The organism is Pseudomonas laurentiana (genome assembly GCF_014648275.1).
GTDB classification, from domain to species: domain Bacteria; phylum Pseudomonadota; class Gammaproteobacteria; order Pseudomonadales; family Pseudomonadaceae; genus Aquipseudomonas; species Aquipseudomonas laurentiana.
The window spans coordinates 23,227-41,448 of record NZ_BMQU01000009.1 but is presented as its reverse complement, the minus strand read 5'-3'; the positions used below and the strand labels follow the sequence as shown (position 1 = coordinate 41,448).

General features: G+C 58.1%; 16 protein-coding genes and 1 pseudogene. 6 read left to right on the top strand and 11 right to left on the bottom strand.

What is annotated here, in order from left to right; all coding sequences use genetic code 11:
- Positions 1–122 precede the first annotated feature (122 nt).
- The 3 genes from IE038_RS11140 to IE038_RS11130 all read left to right on the top strand — a co-directional run bounded on the left by IE038_RS11140 (position 123) and on the right by IE038_RS11130 (position 4,837).
- Positions 123–2,633, top strand: a complete 2,511-nt coding sequence (locus IE038_RS11140; RefSeq protein ID WP_189395632.1) for a TcfC E-set like domain-containing protein — start codon at positions 123–125, stop codon at positions 2,631–2,633.
- 195 nt (positions 2,634–2,828) lie between these two features.
- Positions 2,829–3,572, top strand: a complete 744-nt coding sequence (locus IE038_RS11135; RefSeq protein ID WP_189395631.1) for a molecular chaperone — start codon at positions 2,829–2,831, stop codon at positions 3,570–3,572.
- On the top strand, positions 3,569–4,837 hold the full coding sequence (locus tag IE038_RS11130) for a hypothetical protein (protein WP_189395630.1): 1,269 nt from the start codon (positions 3,569–3,571) through the stop codon (positions 4,835–4,837). Before IE038_RS11135 ends, IE038_RS11130 begins: the two co-directional genes overlap by 4 nt.
- Positions 4,838–4,971: 134 nt before the next feature.
- Here IE038_RS11130 and IE038_RS24490 read toward each other — a convergent pair.
- Positions 4,972–5,105 (bottom strand): annotated as a pseudogene (locus IE038_RS24490) (IS5/IS1182 family transposase); the annotation flags it as partial.
- Between the two features lie 369 nt (positions 5,106–5,474).
- On the opposite strand from IE038_RS24490, the gene IE038_RS11125 reads away from it, so the two are divergent.
- From IE038_RS11125 to recR, 3 genes are all read left to right on the top strand, one after another.
- A complete protein-coding gene (locus IE038_RS11125) occupies positions 5,475–6,212 on the top strand; it encodes a molecular chaperone (protein ID WP_189395629.1) in 738 nt (245 codons plus the stop codon).
- Positions 6,209–7,477 (top strand): hypothetical protein, encoded by a 1,269-nt coding sequence (locus IE038_RS11120; protein WP_189395628.1) that lies wholly within the window; start codon positions 6,209–6,211, stop codon positions 7,475–7,477. Before IE038_RS11125 ends, IE038_RS11120 begins: the two co-directional genes overlap by 4 nt.
- A 214-nt stretch (positions 7,478–7,691) precedes the next feature.
- A complete protein-coding gene (gene recR / locus IE038_RS11115; protein WP_163939909.1) occupies positions 7,692–8,294 on the top strand; it encodes a recombination mediator RecR in 603 nt (200 codons plus the stop codon).
- Positions 8,295–8,439: 145 nt separating this feature from the next.
- On the opposite strand, the gene IE038_RS11110 is transcribed toward recR, so the two are convergent.
- The 10 genes from IE038_RS11110 to IE038_RS11065 all read right to left on the bottom strand — a co-directional run bounded on the left by IE038_RS11110 (position 8,440) and on the right by IE038_RS11065 (position 18,217).
- Positions 8,440–8,988: an adenine phosphoribosyltransferase gene (locus tag IE038_RS11110; protein ID WP_189395627.1), complete on the bottom strand. Its 549-nt coding sequence runs from the start codon at positions 8,986–8,988 to the stop codon at positions 8,440–8,442.
- Positions 8,989–9,044: 56 nt separating this feature from the next.
- Positions 9,045–9,779 (bottom strand): Crp/Fnr family transcriptional regulator FnrA, encoded by a 735-nt coding sequence (fnrA, locus tag IE038_RS11105; RefSeq protein WP_163938029.1) that lies wholly within the window; start codon positions 9,777–9,779, stop codon positions 9,045–9,047.
- A 110-nt stretch (positions 9,780–9,889) separates the two neighbouring features.
- A complete protein-coding gene (hemN, locus tag IE038_RS11100; RefSeq protein ID WP_189395626.1) occupies positions 9,890–11,272 on the bottom strand; it encodes an oxygen-independent coproporphyrinogen III oxidase in 1,383 nt (460 codons plus the stop codon).
- A gap of 82 nt (positions 11,273–11,354) precedes the next feature.
- Positions 11,355–12,038 (bottom strand): sulfite exporter TauE/SafE family protein, encoded by a 684-nt coding sequence (locus tag IE038_RS11095; protein ID WP_163938026.1) that lies wholly within the window; start codon positions 12,036–12,038, stop codon positions 11,355–11,357.
- Entirely contained in the window at positions 12,031–12,258 is a 228-nt protein-coding gene (ccoS, locus tag IE038_RS11090; protein ID WP_163938022.1) for a cbb3-type cytochrome oxidase assembly protein CcoS, read from the bottom strand. The genes IE038_RS11095 and ccoS overlap by 8 nt, the downstream gene beginning before the upstream one ends.
- A gap of 13 nt (positions 12,259–12,271) precedes the next feature.
- On the bottom strand, positions 12,272–14,722 hold the full coding sequence (locus tag IE038_RS11085) for a heavy metal translocating P-type ATPase (protein ID WP_189395625.1): 2,451 nt from the start codon (positions 14,720–14,722) through the stop codon (positions 12,272–12,274).
- Between the two features lie 78 nt (positions 14,723–14,800).
- Positions 14,801–15,340: a FixH family protein gene (locus IE038_RS11080; protein ID WP_189395624.1), complete on the bottom strand. Its 540-nt coding sequence runs from the start codon at positions 15,338–15,340 to the stop codon at positions 14,801–14,803.
- Between the two features lie 12 nt (positions 15,341–15,352).
- Complete coding sequence (gene ccoG / locus IE038_RS11075; protein WP_189395623.1) at positions 15,353–16,768, bottom strand: cytochrome c oxidase accessory protein CcoG; 1,416 nt, start codon at positions 16,766–16,768, stop codon at positions 15,353–15,355.
- Positions 16,769–17,042: 274 nt separating this feature from the next.
- Positions 17,043–18,023: a cytochrome-c oxidase, cbb3-type subunit III gene (ccoP, locus tag IE038_RS11070; protein ID WP_189395622.1), complete on the bottom strand. Its 981-nt coding sequence runs from the start codon at positions 18,021–18,023 to the stop codon at positions 17,043–17,045.
- Positions 18,020–18,217, bottom strand: a complete 198-nt coding sequence (locus IE038_RS11065; RefSeq protein ID WP_065761563.1) for a CcoQ/FixQ family Cbb3-type cytochrome c oxidase assembly chaperone — start codon at positions 18,215–18,217, stop codon at positions 18,020–18,022. The genes ccoP and IE038_RS11065 overlap by 4 nt, the downstream gene beginning before the upstream one ends.
- Positions 18,218–18,222: the final 5 nt, after the last annotated feature.

Sequence of the window (18,222 nt, the reverse complement as noted above, 5' to 3'; positions counted from 1 at the left end):
AACGTTTCAGCTGCAGTAAGCACGTTGTAGTTTGATCTAGGTTCTAGAACTTACTCACTCTTCCGATGGGTGCCCCGGTATCTATCGGAAGAATCCTTTCGCCTAAAATTCGGTGCCTTGTCATGTTTCGGTTTGCCTGCTTGCCCGTTGCGATTGCTTTAGCTGCCTGCATGGGAGCATCTGCCCAGTCCGTCGCAGCACCTTCAACGCATCTGAGTTTGCTGGCCCAGGCAGAAGGGCTACCCAAAGAATTCCATGAGCATTTCTTCGACGTGCCGTTGGCCGTACGAGTCATGCTTGATCGTCAAGTGCTGGGCGAGGCCATGGTTGTCCTCTCCCGGGACGAACGCGTTACGCTGCTTGAGTTCAGCGATACTCGCGACAGTGATATCGGGGCTGTGGAGCGTGAAGCCTGGCAAGCGCTGCTGCAAAAAGGTATTGCCCTGGGGCCGTGTGAACGTCAATGCGCCAACGGGTTGGTGGCGGTGCATTACAGCCTGGAAAACTCCGAACTGTCGTTGCTGAGTAACAACGCCGAACGCGATATCAATGCGACCGAACACTATGAGCAACCTGAGGGCGGAAGCACGGGGCTCATGTTGAAGAATCAATTGAACCTTTCGGGTGGGCAGGCGCAAGACCTTTCCGGTCGCTATGGTTTGCAAGCCATCGCCAGTCTGGGTAATTGGACTCAAACATTCAGTGGCCAGTTAACCAAAAGCGGCGGGCCGGGAGACGAGGTTCAGCATTCGGTCTACGAGCTGCACACACAGAAAGAATTGCAGAACAATTTTCTGCGCATCGGTTACTTCACCCCGGACTCCATTGGCTTAAGTCGCCAACCGCGCTCGTTCGGCAACAGTCCCGATACCGCCTTGGGTCTTATGCTGGGCAGTTCCGACAGTTTGGCCAAGGACGGGGCGAAGCCGTCTGTATACCCGATCTATGTCACTGCCAATCGTGACGCGACAGTAGAAATCTACCGTAACGGCACGCTGATCAACACCCAGCAGGTAAAGCCTGGGTTGCAGGCTCTGGATACCCGACCTTTGCCAGGGGGGATTTACGACATCGAAGTGCGGCTGATCGAGGATGGCACTGTCACCTCGCGTACCGACGAACTGGTGTACAAGCCCAACAATTGGAGCAATCCGAATCAGCGCTGGCGCTACAACGCGTTCCTTGGCCGTGAAAGCGCACTGTTGAGCAGTGTGGAAAATCCGGACGATGGCGCGCTCACGGCAGGTGCGGCTGTTAACTACTTGCTGCATCCGCGTGCGGTGGTGGGGCTGTCGGCGCGCCAGGTCAGGGACCAAAGCCAACTGGGCGCCTCGATGGATATTGGTCTCAGCAGTCAGTCGAGCCTGTATACCAGCGTTTATCAAGCGCAGGACCGTGGTGTTGGCATGGATGTGCAGGCCGTGCATAACTATGGTTCGGGAAGTGTGATCCTGAGCCATAACCGCAGCTGGCTGGATAACCGCGACACCTGGGAAACCCTGTCCGATGGTAGTCGTGTACGTCAACGCAGCCCTTACAACGGCAACATCAGTAATTCTTCGCTGGGCGTGTCTCATCGCTTGAGCACGCAAAACAGCCTTAATGCCCGCCTCTCTCATAGTGAAGGGCAAGTCGCAGGTGTGGGCCTGGATCTGGGTTGGATGCGTAACGCCAAGCTGTTTGGGCATGACACAAGCTGGCGTTTGTCCGTGTTCGACCGCCCGGGTTCTGCCAGCAGTGGAAATCAGCGCAATCGCGGTGTTGATTTGAGTCTGACCATGGCCCTGGGCAGCGAAGGCAAACGACTGACTGGCAGCGTTGGCTCTCGTGCCTCGCGTGACGGGCGGACAGATCGCAATGCCAGCCTGGGTTACCAGCAAGATATCAAATCCGGACCTGTACGCAGTGTAAACGCCGCGGTCCAGACCGATACCTATGGTGTAGGCCTCACCGGTTCTGCCCAATTTGAGACCGATCTGGCTACAGGGGATGTGCAGATGCAGCGTTCGTCCTACAACCAGGCACTGTCTGGCAGCTTGAATTTGAGCAGCAACCTGATGGTGGGCGGCAAAAAGATGGTACTGACAGGCCAGGATATGGGCAGCAACGCCGGAATGATCATCGACGTTGAGTCGGACCTCGATGAAATTGAATTGCGCGCGGATGATTTGAGCGGCAGCGGAGCAATACTCAGGCCAGGGCGAAATGTAGTACCTGTGGCTGCGTATAAAGGTGGCACCGTGCAGTTCGATTTTCAGGGCAACGACGCCCCGGCCGCAACGATTCAACCTGCACGCGCGCTCTATCATTTGAACAAGGGCGGTGTGGCCTACCAAAAAATACGCGTGATGAAGACATTGACCGTGCTCGGACGCTTGGTTGATGCGCAAGGCAACCCCATGAAGGGCCACCATGTGGTTAACCATGCCAGCCGTGGTGTGACTGAGGTGGATGGCTTCTTCTCTATGGAACTCAGTGCCAGCACTCCGACGCTGGAAGTTGTCCGCGATGAGAAGGTCATGTGCCGATTTGCCTTGGATACGAACATCCTGCCAACCGACGGCGATGTACTGATGGCCGGTGATTTGCGCTGTATCGAAGGTCGTGTCGCCGGGCAACTGGCTCAAGGATAAGGCACTAAAGCATGTTGAAACCGTGCGGTATGTCCTTGTACAGCACGGTATGAATCAGGTTCGTTCTGTAGCCGTATATCAAGCGTGCGATTACACCTACAGAAGTACCAGTGGCGGGTTAGGTTTTCCTACTGGCAGTTCTGATATGAAACGCCGCTTGCACGTGCGGCATTCTTTCCAACGAGGCCCCTTCTCATGAATAGATGGTTATCGGCACTGGTATTGGGCGTATGCTCAAGTCTTGCCCACGCTGGCCCCAGCATTAATATTGGCTCCGTTTATGATTATATGGACGGCGATAAAAGTACCTATCTCAAGCGTGTTTTCAATGGCGGTGATAGTACAGCCTTTGTTCGGGTCAGTATCTTTGAAATGACCTTTGACGAGAAAGGGGAAGCCACAGAAACCCCCTTGGATACTCAAGGCGCTGGTGCTTCAGAGCGCAAGGGGCTGGTGGCCAGCCCCGCGCGGCTGATTGTGCCCGCCAAGGGGATGCAGGCCACCCGCCTACTGTATATCGGAGACCGGGATCGGGAGCGTTACTACCGTGTGCGGTTTGTTCCTGTGGTGCCGGAAAAGGCCGATCAGTTCAACGTCTCCGACGCAGAGCGTGATGCGTACAAGCAGTCGATGTCTGCCGGTGTAAACATTTTGACCGGTTATGGCGCGATCTTTTTTGTACGGCCCGAAAACACCCGTTTCGATACAAAAATTCAGAATGGCCCCACTGAGTATCGTGTGGAAAATGCGGGGAACAGCACTGTTGTGCTGGATGACTTCAAGGATTGTTCGATTAAAAAAGAAAGTGATTGCCACGCTACCAAAAAGCACCATGTGAGACCCGGTGAGAGTTTTAGTTTTACCAAAGAAGCAGGGCGGGTTTATCGATTCCATTTGGTAGAAGCAAACGCCAAGAAACGTATTGAAGTGAAAAAATGAAGCCTGAACATAGAGCGGGGTGGCAGCTCCCTAAAAAAATCAAGCTGTATTTAAAATGTATAGTGGGGGGCTTGTCTGTCGTGGCCTCGGGTTTGGGGTTGGCGGCAAGTATTGATATTACGGCCAGTTTTTCGCCGGACCCTACAAATCCTTATAATAATATTTTTACAAATACAACGCCCGACGTAGGGTTTTGTATCAGGCAGCCTGCGTATTGCAAAGCTAATGACTTGCACAGTGTGTCTTTGGGGCACTTTAGCGCTACTGGGCAACGTCTGATTCTTCCAAATCATGTCGACGAACGGGAAGGTGTAATGCTCAAAGTACCGGTGCAGCCTAGAGTTGTATCGGTTACGTCGCCGAGCGGTGCTACACAAAATGTAACTTTCAAGTTTATTGGTATGGGCCTGTCGATGGAGACTTCAGATGTTACCATAAAGGCTGGCATACCTAACGTATATGAAGCTCATAATGCGCTATGGGCTGGCGGTAGTCTCGATAATGCACCTGACAACTGCTTCAGTACAACGCCAATTGGAGGGTATAGCGCCCGTGTATTCAGGTTTTTTTGGCTGTCTCGCAATGGCCAGGCCTGTGCTAAACAAGCGCTATTTGCTTTTGGTCGTATGTACTTTTATGGAATTATTGGGGCCTATCAGTTAACCACACCCAACCCCCTTGGCATGGAGCCGGGTACGTATACGGGTAGCGTAGTGTATACGCTTGGGCCTGGAATGGATTTTGATTTTGGCGACGTCATTATTCCGAGTGCGAGCACGTTGACTATAAATTTCACTCTTGAGGTTAACCATGTATTCGCGGTTCAATTTCCTCCGAATTCAGATCGCGTGGCCTTGATTCCGGAGGGCGGGTGGCAACAATGGCTGAACCGTGGTCGACGCCCCGAAAAATTATTTGCGAATCAGCATTTCAGGCTTTCGACTTCGGCTATGTTCAAGATGCAGATACAATGCCAATATCCGGTGGGGGATATGTGTGGCATCAGGAATGGAAGCGGTCACGTAGTCCCAGTGGATACGCTGGTGACATTACCCCATGGCATAACGTCAATGACGGGTAATGCAGTAAATCGCTATCGACTTAGCAATAGTGCTCCCAGCATTTTTTATCCCTCAAAATACGTGGTTAATGACCGCGCCATACTGAATTTTGAGGTGAACCGAGATGGCGTTGAGCAAATGATCGGCTATGCGGGGGAGCGTTATTTGGGAGATGTTACAGTGGTATGGGACAGTGAAATATGAAAATCCTTAGGGAAACGCCGGGCACGTTGTTCAGAAGCCGGCAATGACTGACCGAGCGAGCGACCGACCGTTGTAGCCCCGATGTCTCACGTCAATGACCATGATAACCAGCGCTGAGCGCTGGTTATCATGCCTTACAGATGCACGTCACCTGCAGCGTTCAACAAATGCTGCGCAGCCTTCACACATTCGACAGGGCAAACCGTGTGGTCGATTGTGCCGTGTTCCTGGCCACGCCACGGAAGCGAGTTTTCAGGTATCCAAACCGCCATGCAGTAGCTGAGTGACCTCTGTCACGTCAGCCACATTCGCAGCCGGGCGGGTCCCATACGTGAGTCCTTGGGCGTTGACCGCGAGCGCCATTTGGCCACGGCTTTTACGTTCAATCGGTAGTGGGCAGCACGCTTGCGATTCGATGCGTGGAGCTCGGCTCGAGTTCATGACGTTGCTCGGGCTGAGCCATGAAGACGTTCCTCCATGAGGCATCCTCTTGCTCGATAGTTAAGGGTGCAGCATGACGCTCCGAGGCTGAATACCTAGCAGAAATACCAGTGGCAGATCAGGTTTTTCCTACTAGCATTTCTGACATGAAACGCCGCTCGCATTTGCGGCATTCTTGTCGGAGAGGCCCCTGCTCATGAATAGATGGTTACTGGTATTGGGCCTGTGCTCAAGTTTCGCCCAGGCTGGCCCCAGCATTAATATTGGCGCCGTTTATGATTACATGGACGGTGATAAAAGTACGTATCTCAAGCGTGTCTTCAATGGTGGTGATGGTACCGCCTTTGTTCGAGTCAGTATCTTTGAAATGGCTTTTGACGCGAAAGGGAAAGCCACAGAAACCCCCTTGGATACTCAAGGCGCTGCTGCTTCGGAGCGCAAGGGGCTGGTGGCCAGCCCCGCGCGGCTGATTGTCCCCGCCAATGGGATGCAGGCCACCCGCCTGCTGTATATCGGAGACCGGGATCGGGAGCGTTACTACCGTGTGCGGTTTGTTCCTGTCGTGCCGGAGAAGGCCGATCAGTTCAACGTCTCCGACGCAGAGCGTGAAGCGTACAAACAGTCGATGTCTGCCGGTGTGAACATTTTGACTGGTTATGGCGCGATCTTTTTTGTACGGCCCAAAAATACCCGTTTCGATACGAAAATCCAGGATGGTCCCACTGAGTATCGTGTGGGCAATGCGGGTAACAGCACCATCGTGCTGGATGATTTCAAGGACTGTTCGATAAAAAAAGAAAGTGATTGCCAGGCTACCAAAAAGCACCACGTGAGGCCTGGGGAGAGTTTTAGCTTTACCAAGGAAGCAGGGCGGGTTTATCGATTCTATTTGGTAGAAGCAAACGCCAAGAAAAGTATCGAAGTGAAAAAATGAAACGTGAAAATAGAGCTGGGGGCCAGCGCCATAAAAAAATCAAGCGGCATTTGAAATATATGATAGGAGGCTTGTCGGCAATGGCCTCGAGTCTGGCGTTAGCGGTAAGTATTGATATTGCCGCCAGTTTTTCACCAGACCCTACAACCCCATATGGCAATACTTTTAAAAATACAACGCCCGACGTAGGGTTTTGTTTCAGGCAGCCTGAGTATTGCAAGACTAATAATTTGCATAGTATATCTTTGGGGCACTTTAGCGCTACTGGGCAACGTTTGATTCATCCAAATCATGCCGACGAACGTGAAGGTGTAATGCTAAAAGTGCCGGTACAATCTAAAGTTGTATCGGTTACGTCTTCGAGTGGTGTTACAAAAAATGTAGTTTTCAAGTTTATTGGTATGGGTCTGTCGATGGAAACTTCAGATGTTACCATAAAGGCCGGCATACCTAACGTATATAAGGCTCATGATGCACTATGGGCTGGCGGTAGTCTCGATAATGCGCCTAGCAACTGCTTCAGTACAACGCCAATTGGAGCTTATACCGCCCGTGTATTCAGGTTTTTTTGGCTGTCTCGTAATGGCCAGGCCTGTGCTAAACAAGCGCTATTTGCTTTTGATCGTATGTATTTTTATGGGATTACTGGGGCCTATCAGTTAACCACACCCAACCCCCTTGACATGGAGGCTGGCACGTATACGGGTAGTGTAGTGTATACCCTTGGGCCTGGAATGGATTTTGATTTTGGCGACGTCATTATTCCGAGTGAGAGCACGTTGACTGTAAACTTCATTCTTGAGGTCAACCATGTGCTCGGGGTTCGATTTCCTCCGAATTCAGATCGCTTGGCTTTGATTCCTGAGGGCGGCTGGCAACAATGGCTGAACCGTGGTCGACGCCCCGAAAAATTATTCGCAAATCAGTCCTTTCAGCTCTGGAACTCTGGTGTGTTCAAAATGCAGATACAATGCGAATACCCGGTGGGTGATAGGTGTGGCATCAGAAATGGGAGCGGTCACGTAGTGCCAGTTAATACGCTGGTGACATTACCCTCTGGTGTAACGTCAATGACGGGTAATGCAGTCAACCGCTATCAGCTCAGTAATAGTGTCCCCAGCTTTTTTTATCCCTCAATGTACGTGAATAATGGCCGTGCCATGCTGAGCTTTGAGGTGAGCCGAGATAGCGTTGAGCAAATGATCGGCTATGCGGGGAACCGTTATTTGGGAAATGTTACAGTGGTGTGGGACAGTGAAATATGAAAGCCCTTACGTGGGGGCTGGATTCTGAATGATTCAACGTAATGCGGGTTGTTCAGGGTATCTTTGGGTAGGTCTCATTTAAGGTGAAGAGGTATCGACGAAACCGGAGGCGATTCAGTATTGCCTTGGCGGGTTGGGGGTGAGGGTGTCGAATTTGACGCCACCCCCACAGCCGGGTATAAACCGCGTTTAGTCGCAGTCAGGCCTTTTTCCCATGAGCTTCAGCCCACTCATCCGACAGTTGATCGATGCCTTGCGTACGTTGCCAGGTGTCGGCCAGAAAACGGCGCAGCGCATGGCGCTGCACCTGCTGGAGCGTGACCGCAGTGGCGGCGCCCGCTTGGCCCAGGCGCTGAGCCAGGCCATGGATGGGGTTGGGCACTGTCGCCAATGCCGTACCTTGACCGAACAAGACCTGTGCCCACAGTGTGCAGACCCGCGCCGCGACGACAGCCTGTTGTGCGTGGTCGAAGGGCCGATGGATGTGTATGCCGTGGAGCAGACCGGTTACCGTGGTCGCTATTTCGTGCTCAAGGGGCACCTGTCGCCACTTGATGGCCTTGGGCCTGACGCCATTGGTATCCCGCAGTTGATGGCGCGTATTGCCGAGCAGAACAGCGTGCGTGAAGTGATCCTGGCCACCAACCCGACGGTGGAAGGGGAGGCGACGGCCCATTACATTGCCCAATTGCTGGCCGATAAGGGTGTGGTTGCGTCACGCATCGCCCATGGTGTGCCGCTGGGTGGCGAGTTGGAACTGGTCGACGGCGGTACCTTGGCGCATTCGTTCGCGGGGCGTAAACCTATCTCGCTTTAGTCGTATGACGAAGAGCATCGCAGGCAAGCCTGCTCCCACCCCTCTGGACTGCCCAAAGGGTTGGATTTGTGTCCAACTTCCTGGGGGCAGCCCTGAGCCAGCGCGGGCCCCTGTGGGAGCAGGCTTGCCTGCGATGGGGCCGGTACTATTGTTCGCTCAGGGAGAAGGTGGTCAGGCAGAACGTCGGGATGCCGGCAGCCTGCAGGCGCTGTGAGCCTCCCAGTTCGGGCAGGTCAATGATTGCCGCCGCTTCGAACACCTGGGCACCGGTGCGGCGTATCAGGTTGGCCGCAGCCAGCAGCGTACCGCCCGTGGCGATCAGGTCATCGAAGATCAGTACCGAATCACCTTCGCACAGGCTGTCGGCATGTACTTCCAGGAAGGCTTCGCCGTATTCAGTCTGGTAGCCTTCGGTCAGTACGTCGGCAGGCAGTTTGCCTTGTTTGCGGAACAGGATCAGCGGCTTGTTCAGTTCGTGGGCGATGATCGCGCCGATCAGAAAGCCACGTGCATCCATGGCGCCGATATGGCTGAATTCAGCTTCGACGTAGCGTTCGATAAAACTGTCGGTGACATGGCGCAAGCCCCGTGGCGACTGGAACAGCGGGGTAATGTCACGAAAGACGACGCCGGGCTTGGGAAAGTCCATTACCGGGCGGATCAAGGCCTTGAGGTTGAAAGTGTCGCTGGGCATGGTGCGGGTATCCTGAGGAACGAATGCTCGTCAGTATACCCGCTAATCCGCAGGGTTTAGCCTTCGAGGGCTCCGCCCGCGAGGGCGCACAGCTGGATCGGGTCAATGATGCGCACTTCCTTGCCTTCAGCCTCGATCAGGCCGTTTTGCTGGAAGCGGGTAAACACCCGTGACACGGTTTCCACGGCCAGGCCCAGGTAGTTGCCGATTTCGTTGCGCGACATGCTCAGGCGGAACTGGTTGGCCGAGTAGCCACGCGCACGGAAACGCGCTGACAGGTTGACCAGGAAGGTGGCAATACGCTCGTCGGCGGTTTTCTTCGACAACAGCAGCATCATTTGCTGGTCGTCACGGATTTCCCGGCTCATGACGCGCATCAATTGCCGACGCAACTGCGGCAGTTGTACCGAGAGTTCATCCAGGCGCTCGAAAGGGATTTCGCAGACCGAGGTGGTTTCCTGGGCCTGGGCCGATACCGGGTAGGCTTCGGTATCCATGCCGGAAAGCCCGACCAGCTCGCTCGGGAGGTGGAAGCCGGTAATCTGTTCTTCGCCGCTGTCGCTCAGGCTGAAGGTTTTCAGTGCGCCTGAACGTACTGCATAGACCGAGCCGAAGTTTTCGCCCTGCCGGAACAGAAACTCGCCTTTCTTCAACGGACGCCCGCGTTTGACGATGTCGTCCAGTGCGTCCATGTCTTCCAGATTGAGTGACAGGGGGAGACACAGGGGCGCCAGGCTGCAATCCTTGCAATGGGCTTGGTTGTGAGCGCGTTGTTTAACTGGCTCAGACATTTCATCAGTCCTTGTGGTAAAGCACACATAAGCCATAAGGGTAACTCAGCAAATTCCCTGAAGCCAGCGCGCTATACAGGCTGTTGGTCGATGTCTGTTCCCCCTCCGTGTCAAATGACCCGCGAAAAACGTTGCCGGTTGTGCAGGTCCAGATAGGCGTCGAAGACCATGCACACCGAGCGCACCAGCAGCCGACCGGCAGGTAGTACCGTGATGCCCTGGGCGTCGAGGCTGATCAGGCCGTCCTTGGCCATGCCTTCCAGTGCAGGCCACAGGTCGTTGAAGTAGCCGCGAAAGTCTAGGGTAAATGCGAGTTCGATGCTCTCGAACTTCAGCTCGAAATGGCAGATCAACTGCTGGATCACGGCGCGGCGTATGCGGTCGTCCTGGTTGCAGATCAACCCGCGGCTGGTGGCCAGTTGCGACAGGGTCAGGCTGTTCTGGTATTCGTTCAGGTCGCTGCTGTTCTGGCAGTACAGGTCACCGATCTGGCTGATTGCCGACACACCCAGGCCGATCAGGTCGCAGTGCCCGTGGGTGGTGTAGCCCTGGAAGTTGCGTTGCAGGGTCGACTCTTCCTGGGCGATGGCCAGTTCGTCGTCCGGCAGGGCGAAGTGGTCCATGCCGATGTAGCGGTAGCCGGCAGCGGTGAGTTGTTCGATGGTGTTGTGCAGCATCTCGAGCTTGGCGGCCGGCGCGGGTAGGTCGTTGGCGTCGATGCGCCGTTGCGGCATGAAGCGCTCGGGCAGGTGCGCGTAGTTGAACACCGAGAGCCGGTCCGGTTGCAGCTTGATCACTTCCTCGACCGTGCGGGCAAAGCCTTCCGGGGTCTGCTTGGGCAGGCCATAGATCAGGTCGAGGTTCACCGAACGGAACTGCAGGGTGCGTGCGGCTTCCATGATCGCCCGGGTTTGTTCCAGGCTCTGCAGTCGGTTGATGGCCCGCTGTACCTGCGGGTCGAGGTCTTGTACGCCAAGGCTGACCCGGTTGAAGCCCAGTTCCCGGAGCAGGCCCATGGTCGACCAGTCGGCCTCGCGGGGGTCGATTTCGATGCCGTAGTCGCCAGAGTCGTCGTCCAGCAGGTTGAAGTGCTGGCGCAGGTGAGCCATGAGCTGGCGCAGTTCTTCGTGGCTGAGGAAGGTCGGTGTGCCGCCGCCGAAGTGCAGTTGTTCGACCTGTTGGTTGGGGTCGAGGTGGCAGGCAATCAGTTGAATTTCCTGTTCCAGGCGCTGCAGGTAGGGCTGGGCGCGACCACGGTCTTTGGTGATGACCTTGTTGCAGGCGCAGTAGTAGCAAATGTTGGCGCAGAAGGGCACATGCACATACAGCGACAGCGGGCGCACTGCGCGGCGGCTGTCACGCAGGGCGTGCAACAGGTCGAACGCGCCAACCTGGCTGTGCAGTTGCACGGCGGTTGGGTAAGAGGTGTAGCGTGGGCCTGCCAGATCGTAACGGCGAATCAGGTCAGAGTCCCAACGAAGTACGTCGAGCATGGAGGCAGTCCCTAGAATTGCGGCAATGTCCGAAGTCTAGGGAGCGATGCGCAACAGGGTGTTGATTTGCATCAACGCTGCTTCAGTGGCCCATCAGCCAATGCTGGTGCGGGCCTGGCAGGGTCCAGAGGCCGAAAAGGATCACCAGCAGGCCGCCAGCGACACGCACGCCACGTTTGCGCAATACGGCGCGGGTGCGCTCGGCGGCAAGGCCGGTGGCAAGCAGGACCGGCCAGGTGCCGAGGCCGAAGGCGAGCATCAGCAGGGCGCTGTCGAGGGCATTGCCTTGGCTGGCAGCCCATAGCAGGGTGCTGTAGACCAGCCCGCAAGGCAGCCAGCCCCACAGTGCGCCCAGCAGCAAGGCGCGTGGCACGCTGGTGATCGGCAGCAGGCGGTTGGCAATTGGCTGGATATGCCGCCACAGGCCGCGCCCGAGGCCTTCGATGCGTGTCAGGCCGCTCCACCAGCCGGCCAGGTACAAGCCCATGGCAATCAGCAGCAACGCTGCCACGACACGCATGCCAGTGGCCACCGGGCTGTTGCCCAGTGCCCAGCCTGCCAGACCGAGCAGCAGGCCGGCGGTGGCATAGCTGAGGATGCGGCCCAGGTTGTAGGCCAGTAGCAGGCGCAGGCGGCGGCTGCGTTGTTCCTGCGGGATCGCCAGGGTCAGGGCGCCCATCAGGCCGCCACACATGCCCAGGCAATGGCCGCCGCCGAGCAACCCCAGAATCAGCGCTGAACTCAGCAGGGGCAGCAGGTCAGCCACGGGGCGGGACGCCGTGGTCGTCGGGCTTGGGGGCTGCTTGAGCGGCTTGCGTCGGGTCTACGGCGGCCTGGTGCTTGGGGTCCTGGTCGTCGAACAGGATGCTGTGGGCCGGGCCTTCGAGGTCGTCATACTGGCCGCTGTCGACCGCCCAGAAAAAAATGTACACGGCGATGGCAACGATCAGCAGCGCAGCGGGAATCATGACGTAGAGCGCGGGCATGGAAATCTCCTGGTCAAGCCGTCGCGTGGCGAGAGGTGGCGGGTGCGGCCTGGGCCGATTCACCGGCGACGCGTGTCAGGCGCAGTGCGTTGAGCACGACGATCAATGAACTGATCGACATGCCGACCGCCGCCCAGATCGGCGTGATCCAGCCCAGTGCAGCGAACGGCAGCATCAGGCCATTGTACAGGCTTGCCCAGAGCAGGTTCTCGATAATAATGCGCCGGGTGCGCCGGGCCAGGGCAAAGGCGTGCACCAACGCGTCCAGCCGGTTGGACAGCAATACGGCATCGGCGCTGGTCTTGGCCAGGTCGGTGGCAGAGCCCATGGCAATACTGATGTCGGCCGCTGCCAGCACGGGTACGTCGTTGACGCCGTCGCCGAGCATCAGCACCTTGTGCCCCTCGCGTTGCAGGGCCTTGAGTTTTTCCAGTTTGTCGTCCGGGCGCAGGCCGCCAATGGCCAGGTCGATGTTCAGTTCGGCCGCGACACTGGCGACCATCGGTGAGCTGTCCCCGGAAAGCAGCAAGGTCTGCCAGCCGCGGGCCTTGCACGCGGCTACCAGGTCGGTAGCGTCATGGCGCAGGCGGTCGTCCAGGCCAAACCAGGCCAGCGGGCCCTGGGTGTCGCCGAGCAGCAGCCATTGCCCGGCTTCGTCGGGCATGGATGGCGCGGCGCTGTCACTCAGGGCGCAGACAAAGGCAGGCTGGCCGATGCGCAGCCGCTGGCCGTCAACCTGACCCTCAAGGCCGAGGCCGGGTGAGGCCTGAACCTCGTCAGCGACCTGTTGGACGCGACCAAAGGCGCGGGCGATCGGGTGCTCGGAGCGGTTTTCAAGGGCGGCGGCGAGCTTCAGGCAGTGATCGGCATCGGCGTTGCCGAGTGGGCGAATGGTGCGCAGGGTCAGGCGGCCTTCGGTGAGGGTGCCGGTCTTGTCGAAGATCACCGTGTCGATCTGGTTCAGGCCTTCCAGCACATGACCGCGGGTGAGCAGCAGGCCAAGTTTATGCAGGGTGCCGGTGGCCGCAGTGAGTGCAGTGGGGGTGGCCAGCGACAAGGCGCAGGGGCAGGTGGCGACCAGCATGGCCAGGACGATCCAGAAGGCCCGCTCGGCATCCAGTTGCCACCAGAGCAGGCCGATGGCAACCGAAGCGAGCAGTGTGAACAGCAGGAACCACTGTGAGGCGCGGTCGGCGATCACCGCCAGCCGGGGCTTTTCCGACTGCGCCCGTTCCAGCAGGCGGACAATGGCTGACAGCCGGGTGTCGTGGCCCAGCGCCTGCACCTCGACGGTGAGCACGCTTTCCACGTTCAGGGTGCCGGCAGTCACGGTATCGCCGGGTTGGCGCGGTTGTGGAAGGTACTCGCCGGTCAGCAGCGACTCATCAACGCTGGACTGGCCATCCAGGATGCGCCCGTCGGCCGGAAGCACGGCGCCGGGGTGGACCAGGACGCGGTCACCCAATTGCAGTTCGCTGAGCAGAATACGTTCACTGTTGCCTTGAGCATCCAGGCGCAGGCAGGAAGCCGGCAGCAGGTTGACCAGTTGTGCCGTGGCGGCGGCAGTTCGTTCGCGTGCCCGGCGCTCCAGGTAGCGACCAGCCAGCAGGAACAGGGCGAACATGCCGACTGCGTCGAAGTACAGCTCGCCACTGCCGGTGATGGCCGTCCAGATGCCGGCACCGTAGGCCAGGCCAATAGCCAGTGACACCGAGACATCCATGGTCAGGTGTCTGGTGCGCAGGTCACGGGCGGCGCCGCGGAAGAACGGCGCGCAGCTGTAGAAGACGATCGGGGTCGTCAGGAACATCGCCACCCAGCGCAGGATGGTGTGCAGTTCCGGGCTGAGGTCGATATTGAACTCCGGCCAGGTGGCCATGGTCGCCATCATCGCCTGGAACCACAGTAATCCGGCGACACCCAGTTGGCGCAGGGCTGTACGGTTCTCGTTGGCCAGTTGTTCGGCGGCGCGGTCGGCCTGGTACGGGTGTGCGGCGTAGCCGATCTGGCGCAGCTCGGCGAGCAGTTTTGACAGCGGGAGTTGGCGGTCGCTCCAGTGCACCTGCAGGCGGTGGTTCGACAGGTTCAGCCGTGCCTCGGCCACACCGGGCAGGTTGCGCAGGTGCTTTTCGATCAGCCAGCCACAGGCGGCGCAACTGATGCCTTCGATCAGCAGAGTGGTCTCTGCCTGTTCGCCGGTGTGGCGCACGAAGGGCTTCTGCACGTCGGGACGGTCGTACAGGGCCAGTTCATCGACCAGTTGCAGGGGCAGTGCATCAGGGTTGGCGCTGGCTTCGCTGCGGTGCTGGTAGTAGCTTTCCAGGTTGCCGGCGACGATGGCTTCGGCCACCGCCTGACAGCCCGGGCAGCAGAACTGGCGGGTTTCACCCAGTACCACGGCGGTGAATTGGCTGCCGCCAGGGACGGGCAGGGCGCAGTGGTAGCAGGGGGTGGGGCTGGTCATGGTGTCTATCGCAGGCAGTTCAGGACGGGCACGGCCGGCCCCCGCAGAGGGCGACCGTACCAGCGATGATGGCGAAACTCATTGTTCCAGGTGTTCAGCACCCTGAAGGGCTTCATCGCCCAGTACCAGGGTCTTGTCGTGGCCCACCTGTTCTTCCTCGAACAGGCGCCAGACATGCTCGTCCTGGCTGCCCAGCAACTCCACGAAACGCCGACCTTCTACCTTGTCATTGAGCTGGCCAAGGTAGCGGCCGGCTTCACTGGCACTGCGCACCAGCTCGATCTTGCGGTCTTTCTCGGGCTGGGTTGGCGAGATCAGGTTCAGTTCCAGGCGTTGTGGCTGGCTGTCGCCTTTCAGGCGCAGGTCCACTTCACCGGTGAGCTCGTCCAGGTGCACGGTGGCCTTGAGTTTGAGCGTCTGCGCCAGCAACTCGCGGTCGAGTGAGCGGTTGATGCCCTTGCCGGCCTCGTAGTAGTTGTCGTTGACCAGGTTGTCCGGGTTGTTTACCGCGATGCCGACCATGGTCAGGCTGAGGGTCACCGAGGTGGCCAGAATGCCAATGATGATCCAGGGCCAGAGGTGCTTGTACCAGGGGCTTGCGGCAGTTGCTGAACGCATTGGCAGACTCTCTTATCGAATTTGCGGGCCGATGAATCGGCTCTTGGCTTCAACCTGAACGCTGCTGTCATCGGCGTCGCGCAGGATGAAGGTGACTTCGTTGGTGGTCGACGGCAGTTGTTCCGGGGCCATCGACAATTGCACGGGCAGGCTGACGATATCGCCGGCAGCGACGCTGACTTCCCGCACGGCTTCAAGCTTGAGGCCTGGCAGGCCGGCGGCATCGAGCACATACACGTGATCGCGCTGGTCCTTGTTCATGACTTTCAGGCTGTAGACGTTCTCGATCCGGCCCTGGGCGTTTTCACGGTACAGGACGCGGTCTTTACTGACGTCGAAGCCGACCAGCGACCGCATGACGAAGGCGCTGGTGAGCAGGCCGATCATGGTCAGCAGCACGATGGCGTAGCCGATCAGGCGTGGGCGCACCATGTGGGTTTTCTGCCCCGACAGGTTGTGCTCGGTGGTGTAGCTGATCAGCCCGCGTGGGTAGTTCATCTTGTCCATGATGGTGTCGCAGGCATCGATACAGGCGGCACAGCCGATGCACTCGATCTGCAGGCCATCACGGATATCGATGCCGGTCGGGCACACCTGGACGCACATGGTGCAGTCGATGCAGTCACCCAGGCCCTTGGCCTTGTAGTCGATGTCTTTTTTGCGCGGGCCACGGGCTTCGCCACGGCGCGGGTCGTAGGAGACGATCAGGGTGTCCTTGTCGAACATGACACTCTGGAAGCGCGCGTAGGGGCACATGTAGATGCACACCTGCTCACGCAGCCAGCCGGCGTTGCCGTAGGTGGCCAGGGTGAAGAAGCCCACCCAGAAGTAGGCCCAGCCATCGGCCTGGCCGGTGAAGAACTCCACCACCAGGTCGCGGATCGGCGAGAAGTAGCCGACGAAGGTCATCCCGGTCACAAAGCCGATCAGCAACCACAGGCTGTGTTTGGCCAGTTTGCGCAGGAACTTGTTGCCGCTCATCGGTGCCTTGTCGAGCTTCATGCGCTGGTTGCGGTCGCCTTCGGTGACCTTTTCACACCACATGAAGACCCAGGTCCAGACGCTCTGTGGACAGGTATAGCCACACCAGACCCGCCCGGCGAACACCGTGATGAAGAACAGGCCGAAGGCGGCAACGATCAGCAGGCCCGAGAGCAGGATGAAATCCTGCGGCCAGATGGTGGCGCCAAAGATGTAGAACTTGCGCTCCGGCAGGTTCCACCAGACAGCCTGGTGACTGCCCCAGTTCAGCCAGACAGTGCCGAAATAGAGCACGAACAGTACGGCGCCACCCACCATCCGCAGGTTGCGGAACAGGCCGGTGAAGGCGCGGGTATAGATTTTGTCCCGAGAGGCATAGAGGTCGACGCTGTTGTCGGCTTTCTTGGCAGGCGGTGTGACGTCGTGTACCGGAATCTGGTTGCTCATCATTGAGTCCCACGGCAGTGGAAAGGTGCCGCGACCCATACATGCAGGCCGCAGTCGAAAGCTTGATGCTCTAGGGCGCATGATACGCCTGTACTGGCAGTACGGGGGAGGGGTGCGACTTTTGGCCGCGTTGGGTAATGCCTGGCAATAGTGTAATGGCGTGTGTCAATTGACGCAGGTCACGAAGCCAGTGATCGCGGAATCCGTCAGGGCCATGCGGGTGTAAAAAAGCCCCGGCAGCGCAGGCTGGCGGGGCTTTTTCCAGTCGATCGAATTACTTCGCTTCGGTCGCTTTGTCGCCTTGATGTGACAGGCTGTAGACGTAGGCCGCCAGCAGGTGAACCTTGTCGTTACCCTGCATTTCCTGCTGGGCAGGCATCTGGCCCTGACGACCATAACGAATGGTCTGCTGCAGCTGAGCGAAGCTCGAGCCGTAGATGAACGCCTGTGGGTGAGTCAGGTTCGGGGCGCCCATGGCTGGGGTACCTTTGCCTTCAGGTCCGTGGCAGGCCACGCAGTTGGTCGCGAAGAGTTTCTGGCCATTGGCCGGATCGGCTTTTGTGCCTTCTGGCAGGGTGCGGCCATCGAGGTTGGTCAGGACAAAGGCGGCCACGTCGGCCACGCCTTGTTCGCCAATCACTTCAGCCCAGGCAGGCATCACGCCATGACGACCGGCCATGATGGTGGTCTTGATGGTTTCCGGCTCGCCGCCCCAGCGCCAGTCGTTGTCGGTCAGGTTCGGGAAGCCGTAGGAGCCCTTGGCGTCAGAACCGTGGCACACCGAGCAGTTGGAGGCGAACAGGCGGCCACCCATCTTCAGTGCTTGCGGGTCTTTGGCGACTTCTTCAATCGGCATGGCAGCAAACTTGGCGAAAATCGGACCGAACTTGGCATCCGAACGCGCCATTTCCTTTTCCCACTCGTGAACGCCGGTCCAGCCAGGCTGGCCGTTGGCGAACTCGGTTTTCTTGTCGTTATCCAGGTACTGATAACCTGGCAACATGCCTTTCCAGTTACCCAGGCCCGGGTACAGCACCAGGTAGCCCAAGGCGAAGATGATGGTGCCGACGAACAGCATGAACCACCATTTCGGCAGTGGGTTGTCGTACTCCTCGATACCATCGAAGGAGTGGCCCACGGTTTCATCGGTGGCTTCGCTGCGCTGGCCCTTGCGGGTGGACAGCAGCAGCCAGGTCAGGGCGAAGATGGTGCCCAGACTCAAAACGGTGACGTACAGACTCCAGAAGGTAGTCATTCGTTGTTACTCCTAGAAGCTCTCGCTTGCGCTTGCTCGACGTGCTTGATGGCCTCGGGATCATCCGCGAAAGGCAGCAAGGTCGCTTCGTCGAACTCGGACTTGCGCCGAGAACTGAATACCCACAAGGCCAGGCCGATGAAGGCCACCATCACCACGACGGTGCCCAGGCCACGAATCATCCCGATATCCATCAAGG

What these genes read in the sequence shown, in the direction of transcription:
- IE038_RS11130 (WP_189395630.1), top strand. Translation starts at nt 3,569, where the DNA reads ATGAAGCCTGAACATAGAGCGGGGTGGCAGCTCCCTAAAAAAATCAAG.
- IE038_RS11080 (WP_189395624.1), bottom strand. Translation starts at nt 15,340, where the DNA reads ATGCGTTCAGCAACTGCCGCAAGCCCCTGGTACAAGCACCTCTGGCCC.
- IE038_RS11135 (WP_189395631.1), top strand. Translation starts at nt 2,829, where the DNA reads ATGAATAGATGGTTATCGGCACTGGTATTGGGCGTATGCTCAAGTCTT.
- recR (WP_163939909.1), top strand. Translation starts at nt 7,692, where the DNA reads ATGAGCTTCAGCCCACTCATCCGACAGTTGATCGATGCCTTGCGTACG.
- IE038_RS11125 (WP_189395629.1), top strand. Translation starts at nt 5,475, where the DNA reads ATGAATAGATGGTTACTGGTATTGGGCCTGTGCTCAAGTTTCGCCCAG.
- IE038_RS11140 (WP_189395632.1), top strand. Translation starts at nt 123, where the DNA reads ATGTTTCGGTTTGCCTGCTTGCCCGTTGCGATTGCTTTAGCTGCCTGC.
- ccoS (WP_163938022.1), bottom strand. Translation starts at nt 12,258, where the DNA reads ATGCCCGCGCTCTACGTCATGATTCCCGCTGCGCTGCTGATCGTTGCC.
- fnrA (WP_163938029.1), bottom strand. Translation starts at nt 9,779, where the DNA reads ATGTCTGAGCCAGTTAAACAACGCGCTCACAACCAAGCCCATTGCAAG.
- IE038_RS11065 (WP_065761563.1), bottom strand. Translation starts at nt 18,217, where the DNA reads ATGGATATCGGGATGATTCGTGGCCTGGGCACCGTCGTGGTGATGGTG.
- IE038_RS11110 (WP_189395627.1), bottom strand. Translation starts at nt 8,988, where the DNA reads ATGCCCAGCGACACTTTCAACCTCAAGGCCTTGATCCGCCCGGTAATG.
- hemN (WP_189395626.1), bottom strand. Translation starts at nt 11,272, where the DNA reads ATGCTCGACGTACTTCGTTGGGACTCTGACCTGATTCGCCGTTACGAT.
- IE038_RS11120 (WP_189395628.1), top strand. Translation starts at nt 6,209, where the DNA reads ATGAAACGTGAAAATAGAGCTGGGGGCCAGCGCCATAAAAAAATCAAG.
- ccoP (WP_189395622.1), bottom strand. Translation starts at nt 18,023, where the DNA reads ATGACTACCTTCTGGAGTCTGTACGTCACCGTTTTGAGTCTGGGCACC.
- ccoG (WP_189395623.1), bottom strand. Translation starts at nt 16,768, where the DNA reads ATGAGCAACCAGATTCCGGTACACGACGTCACACCGCCTGCCAAGAAA.
- IE038_RS11085 (WP_189395625.1), bottom strand. Translation starts at nt 14,722, where the DNA reads ATGACCAGCCCCACCCCCTGCTACCACTGCGCCCTGCCCGTCCCTGGC.